The following is a 24,088-nucleotide window of genomic DNA, read 5'->3' on the forward strand; positions in this document are numbered from 1 at the left end:
CGTCGTGATTACGCAGTGGTAGTGGATGCTTTAACGATCATGTGGGTATGCATGGCGGCTGGTTCTCAGAAAGGAGCCGCCATCATGGGCGTTGCCACAACTCCGTCATACGACCGCCGGGCGTCCGCCTCCCTCTTCTCCCGTCTGCGGACGGCCAGAGGGCAGGCCGACCCCTTCCCGATATACGCCGAACTCCTCTCGCGGGGCGAGGTGGTTCCCGCTCCCTGGGGCGGCTCCGTCGTGACGGGCTTCGCCGTCTGCGACCAGGTTCTGCGCAGCCGTCAATGGCTGGAGCCCGACAGGAGATGGCGGGAGCGCCAGGGGCCCGGGACACGCTGGAACGCGCCCTCCTCACGCGAGATGAGCAACACGCTTGCCGCGCTCAACCCCCCGGACCACACCAGGGTGCGACGTGCGGCGGGCACCTTCGACCGAGCCACTGTGGAGCGCATCGGCCGCAACGTGAAACGGACCGCGGATCAGCTCCTCGGCGCCTTCATGGAGCGAATACGCACCGGCGAGGCGGACTTCTCGGAGCTTGTCTGCGAGGAGCTGCCGGTGGCCACCATAGGTGACTGGCTCGGGCTGCCGCAGGTCGACTGGCCCAGGCTGCGGCAGTTGACACACGATCAGGTCTTCACCCAGGAGCTGCTGCCGTCGGCCAGCCAACTGGCATTGTCCGACGCGGCCACGGCCGAACTCCGCACCTATTTCATGGACCTGGTGCGTGATCGGCGCTCCCATCCCGGTGATGACCCCGTCACCCGGTGGATCCAGACGTGGGACGTGATCGAGCCCGACCAGGACAAGGCCGACGAGGCGGTCTACTTCCTGGTGTTGTTCGTCCTGCTGGCCGCCCTGGAGACCACCGCGACCCTCCTCTCGACGATGACACTCCGGCTCGTCGAAAGCCCTGAACGCTGGGACATGATCGCCGACAACCCGGGCCTCGTACCCGGGTTCGTGGAGGAGACGCTCCGCTACGACCCGCCCACCCACGTGATCAGCAGGGTCGCCTCGCAGGACTCCGTGCTGGGAGGCGTCGAGATCCGCCGCGGCGAGATGGTCCACCTCATGGTCGGAGCGGCGCACCGAGACCCGGCCAGACACAGCGACGCGGACCGGTTCGACCCCGAACGCACGCCCGGCCACCTCGCATTCAGTGGCGGCATCCACTACTGCCTCGGCGCGCCGCTGGCCCGCCTCGAAGCCCAGACCCTTCTCCGTCAACTGATCCGGCGCCTTCCCCGCCTCACCCTCGTACGCCCCCCGTCGATGGCGCCCCGTGTGGCGTTCCGACGCCTGCTGAATCTGGACGTGGCCCTCGCATGACCGAATCGACCCACACCCCCGCACACGCCCGGACCGCTCCCAAGGCGATACGTGCCGAGCAGGACGGCCCCGTACTGCATGTCCGCCTCAACCCCTGGGGACAGGACGACACGTTGGACGCCGCAGTCCTCGACGACCTCACCACCCTGCTCGACGACCTCCACGAGAGACCCGACGTCCGGATCCTGACGCTGTCGTCACTGGGTACGGACTTCTGCCTGGGTGCCGACCGCAACGAGTACCAGGAGGCACTGGCCGCCGATCCGTCCGGAGCGGACCTGCGGCGCATCGTCGACAAGGCGCACCGCCTGTGCCAGGCCCTGGAGAACACTCACGCGGTCACCATCGCCCGGTTGCACGGGCGGGTCGTCGGCGCGGGTCTCGCCCTCGCCTCCTTCTGCGATCTGCGCGCCGGTGCCGACACCAGCCGCTTTCGCATGCCGGAGGTCGGCATAGGGCTACCACCGGCGTGGGGCGGGGCGATGGGACGCCTGGTCTCCGAGGCCGGCACCTCCAGGATTCGCGAGCTCATGCTCACCTGCGACGTCTTCGACGCCGACACGGCCCACCGTATCGGTCTGCTCCACCGGACCGCCCCACTCGACCAGCTGGACAAGGTGATCGATTCCTGGACCAGGCCCCTCGTCCGACGCTCGCCCGAAGCACTCGTCCTGACCAAACGGATGCTGGCCGGCTACGCACGGGCGGACAGGACGGCAGACGTCTCCCTGCTCGACTCCCATCTCCTGGCAGCCACTCTCCACCAGCACGCAAGGGGCTGATCCTCCCAGGCGGATGCGAGCGTCCGGCCCGCCACGGGCCGCCGAGGCATGGGGACGGCCGGGTGCCTCGGCGCGTGTGGCGGGCACAGTGCGCGCGGCGAGGTACCCGGCCACTCACGATCGGGTCGGGCACCTCGCGCTGCGCTCGAAGCCCCATCGGCTGGAGTACCAGGGCGTGTGTCGGAAGTCCCGCCTGCCCCGCGACGCCTGGCACGCCCGCTCGCTGCGTTGTCGGGCTCGCCCAAGTACGTTCAGTACGAGGACGACCCTCCGCCTTTCGATCGCACGCACCGGACGCCGCCGGGCCCACCCTTCGGGCGGACGGCGGGACTTCCGACACACGCCCTAGGACCGCCGCACCCGCGCCGTCAGCCGGCTTCCCAGCCGTCTGCCGAACGTGCCCGGCCGGTTCCAGGCCCGGAACGCCTCCGCCGTGCGGCTGCTCCCCGTGCGCTCGACGGCCTGCTCCACCGCCGCGATCTCGCTGCCGGACAGGCCGCGCACCACCGGACGCAGTACCTCCTCCAGGAGTGTGGTCCGGGTCTCGTTCCAGGCTCGGCCCGCGTGCGGGTGGGCGCTCCAGACGGTGAAGCAGTCGGCGACGTACGCCGGGTCGGAGCGCAGCCGGGCCAGGATGTCGCCGTGTCGGGCTGCCCGGCCGTAGGCCGCGATCAGGTCCGCGTCGTCGCTGTGCACGAACGCGTACAGCTCCGCGTCGGGCCGGTCCCGCGCGAGCAGGCTGTGGGCAAGGGCGCCGTGGGCATGCTCCAGCACAGTGGGCTCCACCGGTTCGGCGCGGGCGCGCAGAACCTTGGCACGGTCGGACCAGCCGGGCGCCGACTCACCGGACCTGACCTCGCGGGCGAACTCCAGCAGTTGCAGAGCGCCGCGGACCCGTGCACCGATCTCCTGAGGGAAGCAGCGCAGCAGATCGTGGGCGAGTTCCGCCGCCTCTTCGTCGTCGGAGGGGGCGTGGAGTGCCGCCTCGACGAGGGGGGACCACGTACCGGCCGTCCGGTGCGAGTCCGAGCCGGACTCGCCGAGGAGGAGCCGTGCCTCGCCCGCCGTCGGGGTGGCGTCGCCCCAGATCAGCCCGACGGCGGTGCGCAGGACCAGCGGCTCCGCGAACGGCGAGAACCCGGCGGCGCGCAGCACCGTGTGCAGCGCCATGATGCGGTCGGAGCCCTGTTCCTTCGCGCGGGGCGCCTCGGCACACATCCGCAGATGCGGCAGCGCCTGCGCGCCGGTGAAGGGGAGGGCGACGCGAGTGAGGAACTCCTCGACGGCGGAGGGGGCGGCCAGGGCGAGTTGGTCGAGCTCGCCGAGGAGCGCCGTGCGGACGTCGAACTGTTCGTCCAGGAGGTCGAGCAGCGCGGGGGCGTCGGCCGGCGCCGGAGCTGCGAGCAGCGTCCGGGCCATGTGCCGGGCGACAGAAGGGAGTCGGTCGGTGAGGTCCATGTCGAGCAGTCGGGCGATCCGGAGCAGCTGCACCTGGCGCCCGATGGTCTCCCCGTTGGCGCGCTCCGTTGCTTCCGAGGTGAGTTCGGCGAGCAGGTCCGGGCCGAGTCCGTCGGCCAGCTGCTTCACGGTGGCGGGTTCGGCGAACGCCGAGCGCGGCGGGAGTGCCAGCGCGGCGTCGTTGCGCCGTACCGCCTCCGTCACCAGCAGTGCGGCGAGCGGCGCCGTGGTGGTGGCAGGGGCACGTCCTTCGAGCGCTGCCAGCAGCCGGGCCACGGACGCCGATTCGGAGGCGCTGCGGTCGTCGGTCGGCGCCGTGAGTGCGGTGGTCAGCCGGTGCATCTGCTGTTCGTTCAGCGCGTACGGTCGCTCGCCGGCCCAATCGGCTGCTGCGGCACGCCCGTTCGGGCCGAGTGCGATGCCTGCGTGCAATGCGGTGAAGGCGAGTGGTCCGGCGGCGAAGGGTTCGCCCGGCAGCGCGGCCGCTGCCCGGAACAGTTCCGGTGCGCGGCTGCGCCAGACCCGGGCGACGGTCTCCGCCCAGGTGTCGTCCACCGGACCCTCCGGGGCGCGGCCGGCGCACGTGTGCACACGAAAGCCCGGGCCGGTCAGTTCGTGTGCGTCGTCCGGCAGTACGCCGATGACCTGGTGCGGGGAGTGCGCCGGCCGGCGGGTGTACGTGGTGAACGTCAGCCGCTGGGCGTGCTCCGGCGGGAGTACGGCTGCGGCCAGCGCGATCCACCGGGCCACGTCCGCGCTCTGCCGCTCCACGAGGACGAGCTGCACCGACGACGGTTTCTCGCTCACCCGGCGCAGATCGGCGAAGACCGTCGCGAGCCAGGGGCTGCGGGAGACCGCGAAGTCGTTGAGCGCCTCCTGCCCGAAGGCGGCGGAGGCGGGCAGGGCGGATATACGGTCCGGTGTGCCGCTGTCCGGCGTGGTCGAAGCCCAGCGCGGCGACCGCCACGCCGTGATCGGGAGCGCGTCGCCGGGCAGGCGCGTGCCGGCCGGAAGATGCACCGCATGCGCGTGGAAGTGACCGACGCCGGAACCCCCGAGGGCCACGGTGCGGCTCAGCAGATGGCTGCCGTCGGAGAGCTTGCTGAAGCTGAACGCCTCGGGAAACGATCGGAGTTCGACGTTCGTGGGATGATACGGCGCCCCGGCCGGAGGCTCGTAATCGAGCAGCTTCTCCGCCTCGGTCAGCACCGACGTGGGTATGCCACCACCGACCGCAGTGAACCGTGCGCCGACCCCGTCGTCCCCCGCAGAGGCAGAGGTGTAGTGCAACTGCGCGAGGCTCATGGGCCGGCCCTCTTCGTCCTTGCCGCGTACGTCCCCGTGTGCCAGCACACCCCGCCCTCGTCAGCCGTCGTCAGAGGCCGGTTGTACGGGCACGGCGACGACCCCGGCGGGGAGCGGTCCGCAATCGTGGGAGCGACGCTATCAAGGTGCGCGGCTCCCGCAGGCACGCTGCCGAAACGTGATCTCTGTATCTTCCGCGGAGGTCCTCAGCTCGGCGACGTCTCTCGCGTCGGCCCGACGGGTGCGCTCAACTCCGTTACGTGGTCAGCGCTGGACGGCGTACGCGACGAAGCCGGTCCAGGCGGCGGGGGAGAGGGCGAGCTGGGGGCCCTCTTCGACCTTGGAGTCCCGGACGTGGACGGCGTTGGGGCAGGTGGCGACCTCTACGCAGGAGTCGCCGTCTCCACCGCTGTAGGTGCTCTTGAACCAGGCCAGTTCGGACGTGCTCATAGCGCTCCTCGCATTCGCTTCAGCAGACTCCCTGTGTCCTCATGGGTGAGAGCCTGCGAGCGCATCTTGGCATACCGTCTCTGCAGCACACTTACGTCCTCCGGATCGGAGATCAGGTGGCCGGTGCGCTGACCTTCGGAGTAGGCGAGAAGCCTGTGGTCCGGCGTCTCAAGGAGCTGAATGGGACCCTCCAGTCCAGCGTGGTTCTCCCGTTGCAGAGGCATCACCTGAAGCTCGACATTACGCAATTCTGCACACTGCAGTACGTGGTCGATGAGGTCCTTCGTGGTCTCCTTGCCACCTGTACCGCGCAGGAACAGGGTCTCTTCGATGATGAAGCTGTACTGCGTGTAAGGCTCCTCCCGCAGGAGTCGCCGACGCTCCGCGCGAGCTACGAGCTGCACCTCGATCTGGTCATCGCTCAATGCCGGCACGCGGTTTTCGAAGACCGCCCTGGCGTAGGCATCGGATTGCAACAGCCCCGGGACCACGCGGCATTCGTACGTGCTGAGACTGATCGCATCCGCCTCAAGCTGCGCCCAGTGGTGGAACCACTTCGCCAGCCCCCGCCGCCGCGACAAGTGCTTCGCCGCAGCCCTGATCACCCCGAACGCATCCAGTACCTCCTCCGCCCGGTCCACGAACGCCGGCGGTGGGAACCGGCGCCCCTGTTCGATCGAGGCGACCGTCGGCACCGAGTACCGCACCCTCGGGGCGAACTCCTCCTGCGTGAGCCGCGCCCGTTTGCGGAAGACCTTGACCACCTCGCCGAACGCCTTCAGGGTGTCCGAGGGTTCCGGCTCCCCGTCCACGCCCGTCGTGCCGCCTGTGCCACCCGCGCCGTCCGCCATGTCCGGCCACCTCCCATGCCCCACCTGTCCGCAACTTGCCCATGGTCACTGACTGTCACGCGTACCGTCCACACTCTGTACCCGTACGCTGACTCAGCGTACGGGTTTCTGACCTGGTGGGACCGTCCTCCCGGCCGTCACGATGGGCGCATGGAAGCACTCGCGTCCCCGCAAGCGCCGTTCACCGTGCGTGTGTTCGTGCAGCGATTCAGTTCCACGCCCCGAGGTGCCCGGCTCGCCCGGCAGCTTGCTCTGCACCAACTGAACGAGTGGGGCATCCCCTACGGCGGTGACGCGTCCGAGACGACCGCGCTGCTCGTCGCCGAGCTGGCGGCGAACGCGGTGACGCACGGCCGGGTGCCGGGCCGGGACTTCGAGTTGAGGCTCGTCCATGCTCCGGGCGACCGGCGCACGCTCGGCGTCCTGCGGATCGAGGTCACGGACGCCCGGGGTGAGCGGCGCCCGCCGGGGCCGGGGGAGCTGGTGGCGCCGCCGCCCGGTTCCGGCAGCGGGCACGGGCTGATCCTGGTGGATGTGCTGGCCGACCGGTGGGCGGTGGTGGACCGCGTACCGCCGGGGAAAACGGTCCGTGCCGAGCTGGACCTCCTCTACTAACAGCGGGTTTTGCTCGTCGTGGGTAACGCAAATGGGGCACTCTGGGAGCATGATCGCCGCGCCTGCCGACTACAGCCAAGGCATCGACCCGGAACGCGCTCTGAAGTACGCCGTCCAGAACATCCGGGGCGACCGTGCCCAGATCGTCGAAGGGATCATCGAGCCCGTGTCACCCACCTGGGATCACGAGGCCACGACCGAGGTGATCCGCGATCAGATCAAGCCGCGCGCCCGTGAGCTGGGGTGTGTCACCGGGTCGGGGAACCTGGACCTGCCCGGGTCGTCGAACTGGTACGTCCCTGACATCGCCGTGGTGCCGGCTGTAGAGGCCAAGGGCGCGGGTGCTCTGCTGCCCGATCGGACGCTGCTCGTGGTTGAAGTCACCAGCGACTCCAACACCGAAACGGATGGCGTCGTGAAGCGGCGGCGGTACGCCGAGTACGGGGCGCCGCTGTATCTGCTGGTCGACCGGGTGGAACGGCGCGTGACTCTGTTCGCCGAGCCCGGACGCCCGGGGTACACGCGGGTCGACGGCCCCCACCCATTCGGGGCCGTGTTGCACCTGCCCGGACCGTTCGACCTGGACCTGGACACGGGCGAGCTGTGAGCGCGTTGGCATAGGGTCGGGGACTGCGCATCGCCCCTGCCCACAGGCAACCGAGGAGAGTGCACACCCCGTGAACGAACACTCCCACGCAGCCCCGCCGCCACCCGTTTCCGAAGTCCAGCTCTCCGCAGGGCCGGTGACATACCAGGACACCGGCGGGGACGGCCCCGTCGTCGTCCTGTTGCACGGCGTCGCCATGGACGGTTCGCTGTGGCGGCACGTCGTCGCCGACCTGCGCCCCGACTACCGGTGTGTGGTTCCGACCCTGCCGCTCGGCGGTCACTGCAGACCCATGAAGCCGGACGCCGACCTGTCGGTCCTCGGCGTTGCCCGGCTGGTCGCGGAGTTCCTCGATGCGCTTGACCTCACCGATGTCACCCTGGTGATGAACGACTGGGGCGGGGCGCAGGCCCTCGTCGCCGACGGGCGTGATCAGCGGATCGGGAAGCTTGTCATCACCTCCTGCGAGGCCTTCGACAACTTCCCGCCCGGACTGCCCGGCTCCAATCTCTACGCCTCCGCCAAGATGCCTGCCGGCCTGCACCTCGCGTTCACTCTGCTGAAGCTGAAGCCGATGCGGCGGCTTCCGATGACCTGGGGACGGATGAGCAAGCGGCCCGTGCCGGACAGTGTGATGGACGCGTGGTTCCGGCCGCTGTGGACATCGGCGGAGATCCGGCGCGATCTGCGCAGGTATGTGCTCGGGGTGCCGCCCAAGGAGGAACTTCTGTGGTGGGCCGAGAAGTTGCGTGACTTCGACCGGCCCGCGCTCGTCGTCTGGGCGGCCGAGGACAAGGTCATGCCGCCGGAGCACGGTCGCCGGCTCGCCGAACTGCTGCCCAAAGGGGAGCTGGTGGAGATTGCCGACAGTTACACGCTGATCCCTGAGGATCAGCCGCAGCAACTCAGCAAGCACATCAGGACGTTCCTGCGGAGGTCTTGAAGGCGGGTCCGGGTCCCCCTACGCGATCGCGAGGACATCGAGGACAGACACCACGGTCGCGCCTGCTGGTACACCCAGTGGGGATGGGTCCCGTAGGCCAGGCCGGCTGGCATGGCAGAACCCGAACGGCTGTGGCGCGTAAGGGAGATCGCCGAGCTCCTCGGCGACGTCACCCTCGTCGCCACTCATCGACAACTCGCCCGCTGGACCGAGAAGGGAATGATCAAGAGAGCCCGCACCGGCCGCTGCACGGCAATCACACAGACGACGAATCCCTTGCATGACCTGCGAAAACGCTAGCTATTCGGCCTTGGGGAAACGTCAACCGACTGGGAGCGGTGGGTCTGCGCCGAGTGTGGCGGCATTCCGCCATGGCCCACATCCGCCCCACTCGGTCCGTTGATCCTGCCCGGACCCAACTGTGAGATTGGTCAGGCGGCTCAGGTGTTCTCGTGTCTGCGGGCTTGGCCGCACGGTGATGTTTCGCCCCTTGGTGAGGAGCACGATGAAACGAGGAAGACGAACAGGTGTGATTGCCGCGGCGTCGGCCGTGTTGATCACCGCGGCGCTGATTGCGCCTGCGGCCGCAGCCGCCAACCCGACTGGCTCCGAGAGTGCTGGCGCGAGCAAGGTCGAACCCGCTGATCCCGACGGGCCACAGGGGCCGGGTCGGTCGCCCGTTGCTGGGCTCGACGACCGGGCCGGGCGCGACAACCCGGATTCGATCTACAGGGCGGGGAAGACCGACGGGTTCAAGCCGCTGACCGACGATTCGCTGTCGGATACTGCGGCCGAGAAGCTGGGCAACGCCGACACCAGGCTGCTGCAGCAGGCGCAGGCGTCGAAGAAGAAGTCTGTCACGGTGTTGATGCTGGCCCGGAAGGGCGCGACCGAAGACGTCGTCGCCGCGGTGGAGAAGGCCGGCGGGACCGTCGGGTCGGTGACCGGAAAGGTCGGCTACGTCCGGGCGACCGTCCCGACCGACAGCGTAACCACCTTGGCCGGCCTTCGGTCGGTCGCGGCGATCGACCTGAACCGGACGTACAAGATCCCGGGCCCGGATCTGGGCGCCGCGGGTGCGAAGACGGCGACAACGAAGGCCGCGGGGCCGACCGCGCCCGGCGTGAACACGCCCGCCGACAACCCGTACCTACCGATCAACGAGACCGGCGCCGAGGCCTTCGTCAAGGACAACCCGGCCTGGGACGGGCGCGGCACGGTCGTCGGCGTGCTGGACACCGGCGTCGACGTCGAGCATCCCGCGCTACAGACGACCAGCGACGGCAAGCCCAAGATTGTCGATTGGGTAACCGAGACCGATCCGGTCACCGACCGCGACGGCAGCTGGGTGCGGATGTCCACCACCAAGACGGGTCCGACGTTCAGCTACCTGGGCAAGACCTGGACGATCCCGGAGGGCACGTTCCAATTCGGCGTGTTCTACGAGAGTGCGACGGCCGGGAGCGACTTCGAGGGCGACCTCAACCGGGACGGTGACACCCGGGACTTCTACGGGGTTCTGTACGACCCGACCACACACAGGATCTGGGTCGACGGCAACAACGACCAGAACCTCACCGACGAGACACCGATGGCCCCGTTCGCGGTCGACCGCCAGGTCGGCCACTTCGGGAGCGACGACCCCGCAACACCGCAGAACGAGCGCATACCGTTCGTCGTCGAGTACCGCGACAACGTCGATCTCTCCCCGCTCGGCGGCAGCAACGTCGGCAAGACCGCGAACTACGTGTCCATCGGGTTGCCGGTCGCCTCGCACGGCACCCATGTGGCGGGGATCACCGCCGGCACGTCGATGTTCGGTGGCCAGATGCACGGTGCCGCACCGGGCGCGCAGATCGTGTCCGCCCGCGCCTGCACTTGGGGCGGTGGCTGCACCCAGGCGGCACTGACCGAGGGCATGATCGACCTGGTCGCCAATCGCCATGTCGACGTCGTCAACCTGTCCATCGGTGGGCTTCCCGCATTGAACGACGGCTCCGACGTGATCGCCGCGCTCTACGACAAGCTGATAGGCCACTACGGCGTCCAGATCGTCATCGCCGCCGGCAACGACGGCCTCGGCACCAACACCGTCAGCTCGCCGTCCGTGGCGGGCAAGGCCATCTCGGTCTCCGCGTCCGTCAGCTCCGACACCTGGTGGGCCGGCTACGGGTCGAAGGTCGCCACCAAGCAGGGCATCTTCGGCTTCTCCTCCCGCGGCCCCGCTGAGAACGGGGCGCTGGCGCCGCAGGTGTCCGCGCCCGGCGCCGCCATCTCCTCGATCCCGATGTGGCTGTCCGGTGAAGCCGTCCCCGAGGCCGGGTATTCGCTGCCGGCCGGGTACGGCATGGCCAACGGCACCTCCATGGCGGCACCGCAGGTCACCGGAGCGGCGGCGCTGCTGCTGTCGGCCGCCAAGGCCAGTTCGCTGACGGTCAGCTCGGCGGCGCTGAAGACCGCCCTGACCGGCACCGCCGACCCGATCCCCGGCGTCCCAACCGTCGCGCAGGGCGCCGGCATCATCGACACCGTCGCGGCCTGGAAGCAGCTCAGCGCCGGCATCAACACCAATGAGCTCACTGTGTCGGCTCCCGTTTGCAGTTCGCTGTCCGGCCTGCTCGCGACTCCGGACACCGGCGTCGGTATCTACAACCGTTGTCTGCCGACGGAAGGCGGCCAGGTGACCGGTGCGCAGAAGACCTACAAGGTCAGCGTCACCCGGACCAGCGGTGCCGCCGGGAGCGTCGTGCACCGGATCGGTTGGATCGGCAACGACGGCACGTTCAGCGCCCGCACGGCAACGCCCCTGCAGCTCGGAAAAGCGGCCGATATCACGGTCACCGCGACCGCGACGACCTCCGGCGTGCATAGCGCGATCCTGACCATTGATGACCCGGCGACGGGCGGCATCGACCAGTTCGTCGCGGTCACCGTGCTGGCGACCAAGCCGCTGGCCAAACCCGACTACGCGGTCACCAGTTCCGGCACGCTCGGCCGAACCGGAAGCACCTCGCTGCTGGTGCCCGTTCCCGAGGGCGTCGAAGCACTGCAGCTGACCCTGGGCGGGCTCGCCGACGGCAGCCAGGTCCGGGCATTGCCCATCGACCCCGACGGCATGCCCGCGGACTCCAACGCCAGTTACCACTGCTACACCAACTACACCGACCCGGCGAAGTGCAACGCCACCGCACGACCGGTGTACCGACCCAAACCCGGTATCTGGGAGTTCGTGATCGAGTCTCGCAGGACGTCTCCGGTCGAACAGAATCCGTACACAGCGACGGTTTCGCTGCAGGGCATGTCGTTCGATCCGGGGACCGTCAAAGTCGACAAGGTGACCATGAACTCGCCGACGAAGGTCGGCTCGACGGGGACGAACACCTTTGGCCCCGCGATCGCCCACGTCGCAACTGGTGAGATCGGCGATGTCCGCAATTTGTTCTCGACGGTCTCGCAAGGCGAAATCACGTCCAACATGCTCTATGTTCCGCGTCAGACGACCCGGCTCGACGTGACGCTGACGCCCAGAGACGCTGCCGATCTGGACTTCTATGTGTATTTCAACGGCAGGCCGATAGGCCAGAGCACCACGACCGGGGACTCGCCCGAGCACATCGTCATCGATGATCCACAGCCGGGTACGTACTTCATCGTGGTCGCGGGAGTCGCCGTGCCCGGAGACAACGTCACGTTCGACTACCACCAAGAGATGTTCTCGAAGGGCCTCGGCACGATCACGCCGAAATCCGACGGGAAGTACACGGTTGCCACGGGCCAGTCGATGCCGGTCGGCGGGGCAATGATCGTCAGCGCTCGGCAGTTGACCAAGGATCCCATGGTCGGCCGGGTCCGAGTGGCCAACGAGTACGGCACGATCATCGGGGCGGCGGACGTCACGATCGCCACTGTCGATGTCCCCGAACTCGATCTGGTCGCGTGGGCCCCGCCATTCGTCGGCGCGGCTCTCAATGAGAGCGGCGTAGTCGCGGGGGATCGCCAGTACAACTCCAGGATGACGCCGACCGTCTGGACGGCCGCCGACGGGTTCACCAACCTGGATCTTGCCGGGGGCAGGTACGGATCGGCTCTTGACCTGAATGACGGCCAGATCGCCGTCGGTATCGCGACGGACAGTGCATTGCATTATCTTCCCGCCCAATGGGCCAAGGATGGTTCGCTCACCGTGCTCGGCGTCCCGGATTGGCGGCCCTATTCCAGCGGCTATGCGACCGCCGTGAACAACAAGGGGGTGGTCACCGGATTCTCCGAAGCAGTCGTCAAGGAGTCCGACGGCAAGAACCACAGCTACAGTGACGGGTTCGTGCGGACGCCGGATGGGACGTTCAGCAAGCTGGCCCACCTGTCCTCGGATCTGACGGGAACCCAGTCGCGCGCCATCAACGATGCCGGAATGATCGTCGGTGCCTCGCGCACCGATGGCCATGTGCCGCACGCGGTCGCCTGGGATGCGACGTCAGGTGTCATTCAGGATCTCGGCACGCTTCCGGGACAGTCTTCGGCCCAGGCGAACGATGTGAACGCCTCCGGGACTGTCGTGGGGACCAGCGGTGACGACGCGTTCGTGTGGACCAAGGACGGCGGAATGCAGCGCCTTGCCGACTACGGATACAACGCGACCGGCGAGAAAGTCACCGACGACGGGTGGATCCTCGGAACTGTCGAACTTTTCCCGGACGTCGCGGTGTCGGCGATGTGGGACCCGCAGGGACGGCTCTGGGATCTGTCCGGCATGGTGCCGCTCTCTGCCGGTGATCGATTCACGCCGACCTACAGCTTCGACATCAACGATCACCACCAGCTGATGGTCTACGGCGAGGGCGGCCCGAACGCCGCCTGGTCCAGCTCGGTGATGCTGAGGATCCCGGCAGGTCTGGGCAACTAGTGCTCCTCCCGGCAAGCTTTGCCCCGTCGCGTCGCAAACATTGCCGGTCACGGCACTAGGCCCCGGCGCCACCTCGTCCCGTCGAGCCACCGCAGTCGGTGGCTCGACGGGACGAAGGCGTTCAAAGCCAGCCCCGGTCCCGCGCGTGCCAGCCAAGCAACACCCGGGAATCGGTGTCGGCCAGATCCATCAGCCTGCGGACCCTGCGCTGCATGGTCCGCTGGCTGATCCCCAGTCGGGCAGCGACCGCGGCATCGGTGTACCCAGCCAGCAACAGCATCAGGACCTCCCGGTCCGCCGGGTCGGCGAGATCCTTCGGCGACGCCAAGTTCGGATCGACCCTACGGCCGGGGGCCTCCCGCAGTTGCATGGCCGACCGCCACAGGCTCTCGAAGCTGAACACCAGACAGTCCAGCAGCCCCCCGGCGCGCACCACCGCGATCTCCGAGTGCGCGTGCCCACCCTCGTCGAGCTGCACGATCGCAATCGAATCGTCGACGATCAGCAGCTTCGCCGGTAACGACTGCACCATGCGGATCTCCTGTCCCCGATCCAGGGAGGCGACCAGGTCCTTCTCCGCAGCGGGCTCATCCAGCACGGTCCGTTCGATGATGATCCGCTCCCGCAGACCACGGTCGGCGACCTCGCGTTCGGTGTCAGTTTCGGAGATCCCGAAAACCGCGAACGGTGGTTTCGCGAACATCCGGAACTGCTCCTTGCCGGACAGCAACAGGCCATTGAGCCAGCTGCCGATCTCGCTGCGACCCCGAACGATCTCGATGCCGTTCGACAGCCGCACCTCGCGCGCCCTCCGGTACTCCTCCGCGAGCTCGTCGAGTGCCGTTCGGGCGGCCCTGACCTGCTGCTCGCGCTGCGCGACCATCCCCTCGAGCGCCAGCGACGGCGACACCGCCGAGATTCCTCCGCCGTCGGCCATGTCAACCAGGCCCACCCGCCGCAACGCACCGATCGCCGTTTCGATGTCCTCGACCGAGATCCCCAGCAGGCCGACGAGATCCGGCCCGAGCGCCGGTCCGCCGGAGACCAACGCCCGATAGACCCGCTCGGCCGTCTCGTCGATATCGACCCCGGTGAGTGCGCTCAGCGGGGAGGGGCGACTGGGGTCGGGCATGGCGCGAACTATACGTCCGTTGCCGAACTGCAGGGTGATAGATGGGATCCGTCAGATACGTAGCCCCAGCACATGGCCGGCCGCCCGTGCCGAAGGGCGGCCGGCCCCTTCCGCAGGGGCGGGCATGAAGCGGAGCTGCGGCTGCGCTTAAGAAAACCTCGATGGACCTGGGGCGCGGGGTACGGCAGATTTCTCCGTGACGGCGGAGGATGGTGCGCGGCAGCCGGTCACTGTGCGTGCTGCCCCCCATGCCGTCCCTCTCATCTTCCCCGGGCCGCAGGCTCCCTTCGAGGCTGCCCCCGGCCCGGGGCGTTCACCTCGCACCACGTACAGGGAGCCACAGCCGTGAAGGCACTTGTGAAGCAGAAGGCCGAGCCCGGACTCTGGCTGATGGACGTTCCCGAGCCGGAGATCGGCCCTTCGGACGTGCTGATCAAGGTCCTCCGCACCGGCATCTGCGGAACCGACCTGCACATCCGCAACTACGACGGCTGGGCGCAGCAGGCCGTGAAGACCCCGCTCGTCCTCGGCCACGAGTTCGTCGGCGAGGTCGCCGCGATCGGCGCCGACGTCGTCGACATCGCCGTCGGTGACCTGGTCAGCGGAGAAGGTCACCTGGTCTGCGGGAAGTGCCGCAACTGTCTGGCCGGACGCCGCCACCTCTGCCGCTCCACCCTCGGGCTCGGCGTCGGCCGGGACGGGGCGTTCGCCGAGTACGTCGCGCTGCCCGCCTCCAACGTGTGGGTGCACCGGGTCCCCGTCGACCTCGACATCGCCGCGATCTTCGACCCGTTCGGCAACGCCGTGCACACCGCGCTGTCGTTCCCGCTGATCGGTGAGGACGTCCTGATCACCGGCGCCGGGCCGATCGGCATCATGGCCGCGGCCGTCGCCAAGCACGCGGGTGCCCGCAACGTCGTCATCACCGATGTCAGCGAGGCCCGGCTCGAACTCGCGCGGAAGGTCGGCGCCGGCCTCGCCCTCAACGTCGCCGAGGAGACCATCGCCGACGGCCAGCGCCACCTCGGCCTGCGCGAGGGCTTCGACATCGGCCTGGAGATGTCCGGCCGCCCCGAGGCCATGCGCGACATGATCGCGAACATGACACACGGCGGACGGATCGCCATGCTCGGACTGCCGTCCGAGGAGTTCGCCGTCGACTGGTCCCGCGTCGTCACCTCGATGATCACGATCAAGGGCATCTACGGCCGCGAGATGTACGAGACCTGGTACGCCATGTCCGTCCTGCTGGAGGGCGGCCTCGACCTCGCCCCCGTGATCACCGGACGGTACGGCTACCGCGACTTCGAGGCGGCCTTCGACGACGCGGCGAGCGGACGCGGCGGCAAGGTCATCCTCGACTGGACCGTCTGACCGACCTCCTACCGGCCCGTACACACCAGGAGACACCCCTCATGTTCGACTCCGTACGCGACGACATGCGCACCACCCTCGACGAGATCAAGGCCGCCGGACTCCACAAGCCCGAGCGCGTGATCGGCACCCCGCAGTCCGCGACCGTCGGCGTCACCGCCGGTGGCCGCCCCGGTGAGGTGCTCAACTTCTGCGCCAACAACTACCTGGGTCTCGCCGACCACCCCGACGTGATCACCGCCGCCCACGAGGCGCTGGACCGCTGGGGCTACGGGATGGCCTCGGTCCGCTTCATCTGCGGCACGCAGGAGGTCCACAAGGAGCTGGAGCAGCGGCTCTCGTCGTTCCTCGGCCAGGAGGACACGATCCTCTACTCCTCCTGCTTCGACGCCAACGGCGGCGTGTTCGAGACCGTCCTCGGCCCGGAGGACGCGGTCATCTCCGACGCCCTCAACCACGCCTCCATCATCGACGGCATCCGCCTCTCCAAGGCCAAGCGGTTCCGCTACGCCAACCGCGACATGGACGACCTGGAGCAGCAGCTCAAGGAGGCGTCCGGGGCGCGGCGCCGGCTCGTCGTCACCGACGGCGTGTTCTCCATGGACGGGTACGTCGCCCCGCTCCGCGAGATCTGCGACCTGGCCGACCGGTACGACGCCATGGTCATGGTCGACGACTCGCACGCCGTCGGCTTCGTGGGCCCCGGCGGCCGCGGCACCCCCGAACTGCACGACGTCATGGACCGCGTCGACATCATCACCGGCACGCTCGGCAAGGCGCTCGGCGGTGCCTCCGGCGGCTACGTCGCGGCCCGCGCCGAGATCGTCGCACTGCTGCGCCAGCGGTCCCGCCCTTACCTCTTCTCCAACTCCCTCGCCCCGGTCATCGCGGCGGCCTCGCTCAAGGTCATCGACCTGCTGGAGTCCGCCGGTGACCTGCGCGAGCGGCTGGACGCCAACACCGCGCTCTTCCGCAACCGGATGACCGAGGAAGGCTTCGACATCCTGCCCGGCGACCACGCCATCGCCCCCGTGATGATCGGGGACGCGGCGAAGGCAGGCCGGATGGCGGAGCTGCTCCTGGAGCGCGGTGTGTATGTGATCGGGTTCTCGTACCCGGTCGTCCCGCAGGGCGCGGCGCGCATCCGCGTCCAGCTGTCGGCCGCGCACTCCACGGACGACGTGAACCGTGCGGTGGACGCGTTCGTCGACGCGCGGGCCGCGCTCGGCGAGTAGCTCCACGAGCGGGGCGGTCCCAGGTCCCGCACACCCCTCGGGACCTGGGACAATGGATCACATGATCGATGCACGGCGGCTGCGTATTCTCCGTGCGGTGGCCGACCACCGCACCGTGACTGCGGCAGCCGCCGCGCTGTATCTGACACCGTCCGCCGTTTCCCAGCAGCTCGCCGCCCTGGAACAGGAGACCGGCCACCGGCTGGTCGACCGCGGCGCCCGCGGTGTACGGCTCACGTCGGCCGGCGAGATCCTGCTGACCCACACCAATGCGGTGCTGGCGCAGCTGGAGCGGGCCGAGGCGGAGCTCGCCGCGTACGGGGCGGGAGACGCCGGTACGGTCACGGTCGCCGCCTTCGCCACCGGCATCGGGCTCGTGCTCGCCCCCGCCATCGCCGAACTGACGCTGACCGCGCCCGGCATCCGGGTCCGGGTACAGGACGCGGAGGGCGACGCGAGCGTGCCGATGGTGCTCGACCGGCAGGTCGATGTGGCGGTCGCCGTCGAATACCGGGGCGCGCCCGGCGAGGACGACCGGCGGCTGACCCGGGTGCCGCTGTACTCGGAGCCGTTCGACGCCGTGCTGCCGGTGGGGCACCGACTGGCCGGCCAGGACCAGGTGGCGATCGCGGACCTGGAGAAGGACCCGTGGATCGGCCCGTACCCCGGCAACCCGTGCCACGACGTGGTCGTGCTCTCCTGCGAATTCGCCGGCTTCCAGCCGAGACTGGAGCACTCCTCGGACGACTTCCGCGCGGTGGTTGCCCTCGCCGGAGCGGGGGCCGGGGTGGCACTGGTGCCGAGGTCGGCGCTGCGGGGGATGGAACTCGCGGGAGTGGTGGTACGCCCGGTGGAGGGCAGCGCGCCGACCCGGCGGGTGTTCGCCGCTGTACGGCAGGGGGCGGAGGGGCATCCACTGATCCGTCCGGTGCTCGACGCGCTGCAGGGAGCGGCGGAGCGGGTGCTGTAGCCGTGCGGCGGCGCCGTCCTCAATCGCCGGACGGGCTTGAGACCAAGCCCGTCCGGCCATTGAGGACATCCTTCAGCCCGTCCGGCGCTTGAGGACGAAGCGGCCCCGGGCCGCCCACCGCACCCTCACCGCCTCCTGACGCGGCCACCGGACGCCCCCGGGATCGCCACGCCCGCCACCGCCGCCACCAGCACCGCCCCCGCCAGCACCCCGTACCGCACCGGCTCCATGTACGGCACCGTCCCCGCCGCGGACACCGCGAACGCCGTCAGGGGGATCGCTGCCACCGCCATGCCGATCGTCAGACCCGTCACCGCCACCAGCCCCGTCTCCAGGAACAGCATCCGCGTCACCTGCCTGCGCCCGGCACCCACCAGCCGCAGCAGGCGGAACTCCCGTCGGCGTCCCACCGTGATCAGGGTCAGCGTGCTCACCACCGCCAGCAGTGCGAACCCGCCGATCACCCCGACCCCGATGACGATCAGCGCGTCGTCCTCCTCCGACGACGCACGTGTGATCCGTATGTCGTCCGCCGTCGCGGCCCGGACCTGCGCACCGGCGTACGGGGCGACCGCGCGTCGTACCGACGCCGCAGCCGGACCGGCTTCCGAGCGGACCAGGATCCGGGCATCGCGCGCCGCCGACACATGCTCGGTCAGCGCTTCGCGCGGCAGCATGAACTCGCCGAGCCCCAGGGCCCGTTCGTACACCGCGACCACCCGCAGCCCCGTCGTCGAACCGTCCCCCAGACGCAGCCGCACCCGGTCGCCGACGCCTACACCGAGCTCGTCCGCCCGGTCCTTGCCGACTGCGACCGTGGAGCGACCCGTCAGGGCGGCCAGATCCCCCGATGTGACGCCCGGATCGACCGTGCCGGACAGCTCGCCCGCCGTCACGCCCAGCACCGGGTAGCGGTCCAGCTTCGGATCGCCCATCTCGCGGTGCGCGAGCACGACCGACGACCGCAGCACACCCGTCGCGGCCGCCACACCCGGCGCCTTCCGCACCGCGGCCGCCGCGTCGCCCGGCAGTCCCGCCGGAGCCGTCACCACCAGGTCCGCCCGCAGCGCGGCCGCCGCCTGCCGGTCGGCGGCCCGTTCCAGCGTCGCCCCCGCCGTCAGCTGGACGCAGACGAACGCGACCACCAGCACGATCGGTGTGATCGCCACGCCCAGCCGCCGGTGGTGCGCGGCCGCCGACTTCGCCGCCAGGAACCCGGAGACCCCGCCCGTGCGTCGCAGCGGTGCACCCAGTACCCGTGTCGCCGCCTGCGCGATCCACGGCCCGAGCAGCGCCACCGCGATGACCAGCGATGTCGCCGCGCCCGACGCGGCCACCGCGGCCGCCTGCCCGCCCTGCGCCATGGCCGCGCCCGCCGAACCGACTCCGGCCACGGCCAGCAGCATGCCCGCACCGGTCCGCAGCCGGCCCGGCTCATCCGGCTCGGGGGCGCGTGCCGCACTCAGCGCGGCGGCGGGCCGCATCCCGGTGATGGACCGGGCGGCGAGCAGCGAGACCGGACGCGCGGACCCGGCGACGACCACCGCGGCGGCCACGGCAGCCGCGAGCGGCAACCACAACGGCACGGGCAGCGGCAGCGGATCCGTCGTCAGCAGCGACCGCATCAGCAGCCCCAGCGGTACGGCCCCGGCCCCGCCCAGCACCACCGCGGCACCGGCCACCCGGCTCACCTCCCGGCCGACCGCCGACCTGAGCTGCCGCGGCGTCGCGCCGACCGCCCGCAGCAGCGCCAGCTCACCGGAGCGCTGGTGGACCGCCTGGGAGACGGTCGTGGAAAGCACGAGAAGCGCCACCATGAGGACGGTGCCCGTGATCGAGCCGAGCAGCGCCAGCAGATCACCGCGGCCGCCCAGCGCGTCCAGCTGCTCGGCCTCTCCGCGTGCCGAGCCGGTGAGGACCCGGATGCCGCGCCCGGTGTCGGTACGGTCGGGCAGCGCGTCGCCCAACGAGTCCCGCAGCGCGCCCGGGGAGACGCCGTCCCGCGCGACGATCCCGACCGCGTCCACCGTGCCGGGGTGGCCGGCCAGCGCGGTCAGCCGCGCTTCGGTGAAGAACACGGCGGGGGCGCCGCCTCGGCTGCCCGCGTCCGCGACGCCGCTGATGGTGTACGGGCGCGCAGCGCCGTCCACCCGGAGCTTCACGGTCGAGCCCATCTTGGTGGCGGCGGGCGCCAGGGCCCGGTCGACGACGACCTCTTCCGCGGTCCTCGGCGCCCGGCCCGAGCTCAGTTCGTACGGGGTGAGCGCCGCCGACGGCCACGAGCGGCCTACCGCACCGGTGCCGCCGCCCACCGTCAGCGGCACCGAGTCGTCCGCCACCGCCTTCGCCACTCCGTCGGCGGCCGCGGCCTTCGCCACCACCGACCGGTCCAGCCGGGCCCGTTCCTGCAGATACGCCGTCGCCGTCTTCGGCTCACTGCCCCATGGCTTCGCCGTGTACGACACCTTCTGGTCGGCCGCCACCACCGCGTCCGCGCCCGCGTACCGCTCCACCGGCGGCCGAGCCGGCAGCAGCGAGCCGAGCACCAGCGCGAACGCGCCGATCAGCGCCGCAGCGGCCGCCGTCGCCGCGAACACCGCGGCCCAGGCCCGCCGGTGCGCCGTCAGCGAGCGCCTGGCCAGGAACGCCGACGCGCGCCGCCCCCCGGACCGGGCCCGCACGGTCTCCGCCTTCCGGATCCGCGTGCTCATCGCAGCCGCCCGCCGTCCATCGTCAGTACGGTGTCCGCCCAGCTCGCCGCCACCGGATCATGGGTGACCATGACGACCGTACGGCCGTCGAGCAGGACCGCGTCCCGCAGCAGACCGAGGACCAGTGCCGCCGACTCCGGGTCCAGGGACGCCGTCGGCTCGTCCGCGAAGATCACCGCGGGTTCGGTCACCAGCGCCCGGGCCACCGCGACCCGCTGCTGCTGGCCGCCCGAGAGCGTCGTCGGTCTTTCCGCCCCGCACCCCGCAAGTCCCACGCGGGCCAGCAGATCCTGCCCGCGGGCCAGCACCCCGGCACCGGCCGGATCGGCTCCCGCGAGCACCAGCGGCAGGACGACGTTCTCCTCGATGGACAGCGAGGGCACCAGGTTCAGCGCGTGCGACTGGAAGACGAAGCCCACCCGGTCCCGGCGGAGCCGGGTCAGTGCCGTCTCGCTCAGCGACCCCAGGTCGGTGCCACCGATCCTTACGGTTCCCGAGGTCGGACGGTCCAGCCCCGCCGCGCACTGCAGAAATGTGCTCTTGCCGGACCCGGAAGGGCCGACCACCGCGGTGAAGCTCCCGGCCGGGACCGCGCAGCTGACCGCGTCGAGTGCCACCGCCTCCCGAGCGCGGCCGCGCCGCCCGTAGCGCCGGCTCACCGACTCCAGGCTCAGCGCGGTCGCCCGCATTGCCGTGACCGTGTCCACCGTTACCTCCGCTGTTGCTTGCGTACTGCCTGACCTGCATAAACGCTAGGAGTGAACGAGGCTGTGGGGCAGAGTGCGCACTCCCGGACCGTGGGTGCAGCCAGCTCCACCACGAGACGGGGGAGGGCCCCACTCCGGAGTCGGGCGGCCCCCCGTAACGTGGCCTGCCATGAGCACCACTCCCACTCCGCTGACGGTCGCCATCCGGCGTTCGTGGGAAGCCTCGCGCTACCTGTTCATCGGTGTTCCGGTGGCACTGCTCGCCTATGTGTGCGCGTTCCTGGTGGTCGCCGTCCTGATGTTCGCCGTTGTGATCATCGGGCTGCCCGCCCTGCCGGAGGCCGCCAAACTGCTGCGGCGCTTCGCGGACTTCGAGCGCCGGCGGTCCGCTGCACGGCTCGGGGTGCCGTTCCGCCCGGCGCAGTATCTTCCGCTGGACGGCGGGGAACTGTCCGAGCGGGTCCGCCGAGTACTCACCGACCCGGCGACCTGGCGCGACGCGCTCTGGCTGCCGGGCCAGGCGCTCATCGGCAACGTACTCGCCTATCTCGCCATGATCCTGTGGCCGATCGGTCTCTTCGTGGACGGGGCCGCACTGACCGTCGTCCACGCCCTGGACCGGCGCACCGCCGACGAGTACGGCACACCGCTTCCCGAGCGGCAGGGCTGGGTACTGCGCTGGCACCCCGTGCTCGCGGACCTGGCGGCGAGCTGGTCCCAGTCGCTGCTGACCTCGTCGCACTCCGCCGAGCTCGGCGACCGGATCGCGCAGCTGACGGAGAGCCGGGCCGGTGCCGTCGAGGCGCACGGCGCCGAACTGCGCCGTATCGAAAGGGATCTGCACGACGGAGCCCAGGCCAGGATCGTCGCCCTGTCGATGCGCATCGGGCTCGCCAAGCAGCTCCTCGACCGCGACCCCGCCGCCGCCCGGCTCCGCCTCGACGAGGCCCAGGACGGCGCGGAGGCGGCCCTCGCCGAGCTGCGGCACGTGGTCCGCGGTATCCATCCGCCCGTGCTGACGGACCGTGGACTGGCGGGGGCGGTACGGGCGCTGGCCGCCGACGTCGCCGTACCCGTCACGGCGGACCTCGACGGTGTCGAGGACGGGCGGCGGCTCCCGGCCGCCATCGAGGCGGCCGCGTACTTCGTGGTCGCCGAGGCGCTCACCAACATCAGCAAACACAGTGGCGCGACGGCCGCCACCGTCCGGATCGGCCGGGTCCCCGGCACCTTGCGCGTCGTCATCGGGGACGATGGGCACGGCGGCGCGGACGAACGCGCCGGCAGCGGCCTGGTGGGGATCAGGCGGCGGGTCGCCGCACTGGACGGCACCACCCGAATCAGCAGCCCCACCGGAGGGCCGACGGACATCGAAGTGGAGCTGCCGTGCGGATCGTGATCGCCGAGGACAACGCGTTGCTGCGGGAGGGACTGATCCTGCTGCTCACCAGCTCGGGCCACGAGGTGGTGGCCGACGCGGCCACCGGGCCCGAGATCCTTCCCGCCCTGCTGAAGCACCGGCCGGACGCCGCGGTCCTCGACGTACGGCTGCCGCCGACGTTCCGGGACGAGGGGCTGCGCGCCGCGGTCGCCGCCCGCGCGGAGCTGCCCGAACTGCCGATCCTCGTCCTGTCCCAGTACGTCGAGGAGACCTACGCCGCCGAACTGCTTGCCCAGGGCGCCCAGGGCGTCGGCTACCTCCTCAAGGACCGGGTGGGCCGGGTCGACCAGTTCCTGGAAGCCCTCGACCGGGTGGCGGCAGGCGGCACGGCCCTCGACCCGGAGGTGGTGACCCAGTTGCTGACCCGCAGGTCGTCCGCCGAACCGCTGCGGAGCCTCACCCCGCGCGAACGCGAGGTGCTGGAACTGATGGCCCAGGGCAAGGCGAACGGCGCCATCGCCGCCGAACTCGTCGTCACGGAGAGGGCGGTGAGCAAGCACATCGGCTCGATCTTCGCCAAGCTCGGTCTGGAACCGGACGACGGCACGGTGCACCGGCGGGTGCTCGCCGTACTCGCGTACCTGGAGGGCCGGGCGAGCCGCTGAACACCCCGCCCGGCCGCCCGGCTCTTCGCGCGGTCAGTCATGTCACTGAACGTAACAGCGGCCACTGACAACGCTCCCGCGAGGCGGGAAGCCCGCGGTTCAGGCGGGCTGGAGCAGGTCCCAGCGGTTGCCGTACAGGTCCTCGAAGACCGCGACCGAGCCGTACTGTTCGTGGCGCGGCTCCTCCAGGAAGCGCACTCCGGCCGCCGGCATCCGCGCATCACCGACGCCGACGGCCACCGGATCACCTGCTTCGCCGCCGACACCACCGGCACCCCGATCGCCGCACTCGAACTGCGACACCGCCAGCGCGCCCGGGCCGAGGACCGCATGCGGGCCGTCCGCACCACCGGTCTGCGCAACCTGCCCTTGCACGACACCGCGCGACGCCCGGCTACGCGACCGGTTTCCCGCCATAAGGAACGAGCCGTGGCTGCGCCTGATTTCGGCCATGCTGCGGGCCCTGTCGGACGGGGAAGGGGCCGCGACCGGCGCAGCTTCAGGCGGCTGGGGTGGCGGGTGGAGGCTCGGCGCCGCAGGTGGCGCGGCCGAAGGCGCCCTCCGCCATGGATCGGGAGGCGAATCGGCCACGGACGCTGATGGCGCACTCGGCGCGGCCGCCCTTTTCGCCGAGGAGGATCTCCATGGTGGGGGGCGTGCCGTCCGC

Annotated in this window: 18 protein-coding genes and 2 pseudogenes; 13 read left to right on the forward strand and 7 right to left on the reverse strand. The window is 70.3% G+C overall.

From position 1 onward, the window contains the following. Nucleotides 1-84 precede the first annotated feature (84 nt). Complete coding sequence (locus tag AB0I23_RS20335; RefSeq protein WP_359111006.1) at nucleotides 85-1,332, forward strand: cytochrome P450; 1,248 nt, start codon at nucleotides 85-87, stop codon at nucleotides 1,330-1,332. Further along, a complete protein-coding gene (locus AB0I23_RS20340) occupies nucleotides 1,329-2,114 on the forward strand; it encodes an enoyl-CoA hydratase/isomerase family protein (RefSeq protein WP_359111008.1) in 786 nt (261 codons plus the stop codon). Before AB0I23_RS20335 ends, AB0I23_RS20340 begins: the two co-directional genes overlap by 4 nt. A gap of 345 nt (nucleotides 2,115-2,459) precedes the next feature. On the opposite strand, the gene AB0I23_RS20345 is transcribed toward AB0I23_RS20340, so the two are convergent. The 3 genes from AB0I23_RS20345 to AB0I23_RS20355 form a co-directional block, all read right to left on the reverse strand. Then, entirely contained in the window at nucleotides 2,460-4,877 is a 2,418-nt protein-coding gene (locus AB0I23_RS20345) for a GTPase-associated protein 1-related protein (protein ID WP_359111045.1), read from the reverse strand. 264 nt (nucleotides 4,878-5,141) lie between these two features. Continuing rightward, nucleotides 5,142-5,327 (reverse strand): DUF397 domain-containing protein, encoded by a 186-nt coding sequence (locus AB0I23_RS20350; RefSeq protein ID WP_359111009.1) that lies wholly within the window; start codon nucleotides 5,325-5,327, stop codon nucleotides 5,142-5,144. Further along, nucleotides 5,324-6,178, reverse strand: a complete 855-nt coding sequence (locus tag AB0I23_RS20355; RefSeq protein ID WP_359111011.1) for a helix-turn-helix domain-containing protein — start codon at nucleotides 6,176-6,178, stop codon at nucleotides 5,324-5,326. Before AB0I23_RS20355 ends, AB0I23_RS20350 begins: the two co-directional genes overlap by 4 nt. Before the next feature lie 150 nt (nucleotides 6,179-6,328). On the opposite strand from AB0I23_RS20355, the gene AB0I23_RS20360 reads away from it, so the two are divergent. The 5 genes from AB0I23_RS20360 (at nucleotide 6,329) to AB0I23_RS20380 (ending at nucleotide 13,246) form a co-directional block, all read left to right on the forward strand. Then, nucleotides 6,329-6,793, forward strand: a complete 465-nt coding sequence (locus tag AB0I23_RS20360; protein ID WP_359111013.1) for an ATP-binding protein — start codon at nucleotides 6,329-6,331, stop codon at nucleotides 6,791-6,793. A gap of 49 nt (nucleotides 6,794-6,842) precedes the next feature. Continuing rightward, entirely contained in the window at nucleotides 6,843-7,400 is a 558-nt protein-coding gene (locus tag AB0I23_RS20365; RefSeq protein ID WP_359111014.1) for a Uma2 family endonuclease, read from the forward strand. Nucleotides 7,401-7,470: 70 nt separating this feature from the next. Then, complete coding sequence (locus tag AB0I23_RS20370; RefSeq protein WP_359111016.1) at nucleotides 7,471-8,343, forward strand: alpha/beta fold hydrolase; 873 nt, start codon at nucleotides 7,471-7,473, stop codon at nucleotides 8,341-8,343. A 111-nt stretch (nucleotides 8,344-8,454) separates the two neighbouring features. Further along, a complete protein-coding gene (locus AB0I23_RS20375) occupies nucleotides 8,455-8,643 on the forward strand; it encodes a hypothetical protein (protein WP_359111018.1) in 189 nt (62 codons plus the stop codon). Between the two features lie 229 nt (nucleotides 8,644-8,872). Next, a complete protein-coding gene (locus tag AB0I23_RS20380; protein ID WP_359111020.1) occupies nucleotides 8,873-13,246 on the forward strand; it encodes a S8 family serine peptidase in 4,374 nt (1,457 codons plus the stop codon). 121 nt (nucleotides 13,247-13,367) lie between these two features. On the opposite strand, the gene AB0I23_RS20385 is transcribed toward AB0I23_RS20380, so the two are convergent. Then, nucleotides 13,368-14,378, reverse strand: coding sequence for a helix-turn-helix transcriptional regulator (locus AB0I23_RS20385; RefSeq protein WP_359111021.1), 1,011 nt, complete (start codon nucleotides 14,376-14,378; stop codon nucleotides 13,368-13,370). A gap of 345 nt (nucleotides 14,379-14,723) precedes the next feature. Here AB0I23_RS20385 and tdh point away from each other — a divergent pair, with 345 nt between their 5' ends. From tdh to AB0I23_RS20400, 3 genes are all read left to right on the forward strand, one after another. Beyond that, a complete protein-coding gene (gene tdh / locus AB0I23_RS20390) occupies nucleotides 14,724-15,752 on the forward strand; it encodes an L-threonine 3-dehydrogenase (RefSeq protein WP_359111023.1) in 1,029 nt (342 codons plus the stop codon). Between the two features lie 41 nt (nucleotides 15,753-15,793). Continuing rightward, on the forward strand, nucleotides 15,794-16,987 hold the full coding sequence (locus AB0I23_RS20395) for a glycine C-acetyltransferase (protein WP_359111025.1): 1,194 nt from the start codon (nucleotides 15,794-15,796) through the stop codon (nucleotides 16,985-16,987). Between the two features lie 61 nt (nucleotides 16,988-17,048). Continuing rightward, nucleotides 17,049-17,957, forward strand: a complete 909-nt coding sequence (locus AB0I23_RS20400; protein WP_359111026.1) for a LysR family transcriptional regulator — start codon at nucleotides 17,049-17,051, stop codon at nucleotides 17,955-17,957. Nucleotides 17,958-18,082: 125 nt separating this feature from the next. Here AB0I23_RS20400 and AB0I23_RS20405 read toward each other — a convergent pair whose 3' ends face one another. Further along, a complete protein-coding gene (locus tag AB0I23_RS20405; protein ID WP_359111028.1) occupies nucleotides 18,083-20,668 on the reverse strand; it encodes an ABC transporter permease in 2,586 nt (861 codons plus the stop codon). After that, nucleotides 20,665-21,357 carry an ABC transporter ATP-binding protein gene (locus AB0I23_RS20410; protein WP_359111048.1) on the reverse strand — a complete coding sequence of 231 codons (693 nt, stop codon included), beginning with the start codon at nucleotides 21,355-21,357 and terminating at the stop codon, nucleotides 20,665-20,667. The genes AB0I23_RS20405 and AB0I23_RS20410 overlap by 4 nt, the downstream gene beginning before the upstream one ends. Nucleotides 21,358-21,544: 187 nt before the next feature. On the opposite strand from AB0I23_RS20410, the gene AB0I23_RS20415 reads away from it, so the two are divergent. Together AB0I23_RS20415 and AB0I23_RS20420 are read left to right on the forward strand one after the other, a co-directional pair. Next, entirely contained in the window at nucleotides 21,545-22,774 is a 1,230-nt protein-coding gene (locus tag AB0I23_RS20415; RefSeq protein ID WP_359111030.1) for a sensor histidine kinase, read from the forward strand. Further along, entirely contained in the window at nucleotides 22,762-23,421 is a 660-nt protein-coding gene (locus tag AB0I23_RS20420) for a response regulator transcription factor (protein ID WP_359111031.1), read from the forward strand. Before AB0I23_RS20415 ends, AB0I23_RS20420 begins: the two co-directional genes overlap by 13 nt. A 99-nt stretch (nucleotides 23,422-23,520) precedes the next feature. Here AB0I23_RS20420 and AB0I23_RS20425 read toward each other — a convergent pair. After that, nucleotides 23,521-23,646: pseudogene (locus AB0I23_RS20425) on the reverse strand (VOC family protein); the annotation flags it as partial. On the opposite strand from AB0I23_RS20425, the pseudogene AB0I23_RS20430 reads away from it, so the two are divergent. Beyond that, nucleotides 23,638-23,808 (forward strand): annotated as a pseudogene (locus tag AB0I23_RS20430) (IS1380 family transposase); the annotation flags it as partial. The pseudogenes AB0I23_RS20425 and AB0I23_RS20430 overlap by 9 nt on opposite strands. Nucleotides 23,809-24,088: the final 280 nt, after the last annotated feature.

This window comes from Streptomyces atratus (genome assembly GCF_040655115.1).
In the GTDB taxonomy this organism is placed as follows: Bacteria; Actinomycetota; Actinomycetes; order Streptomycetales; family Streptomycetaceae; genus Streptomyces; species Streptomyces atratus_D.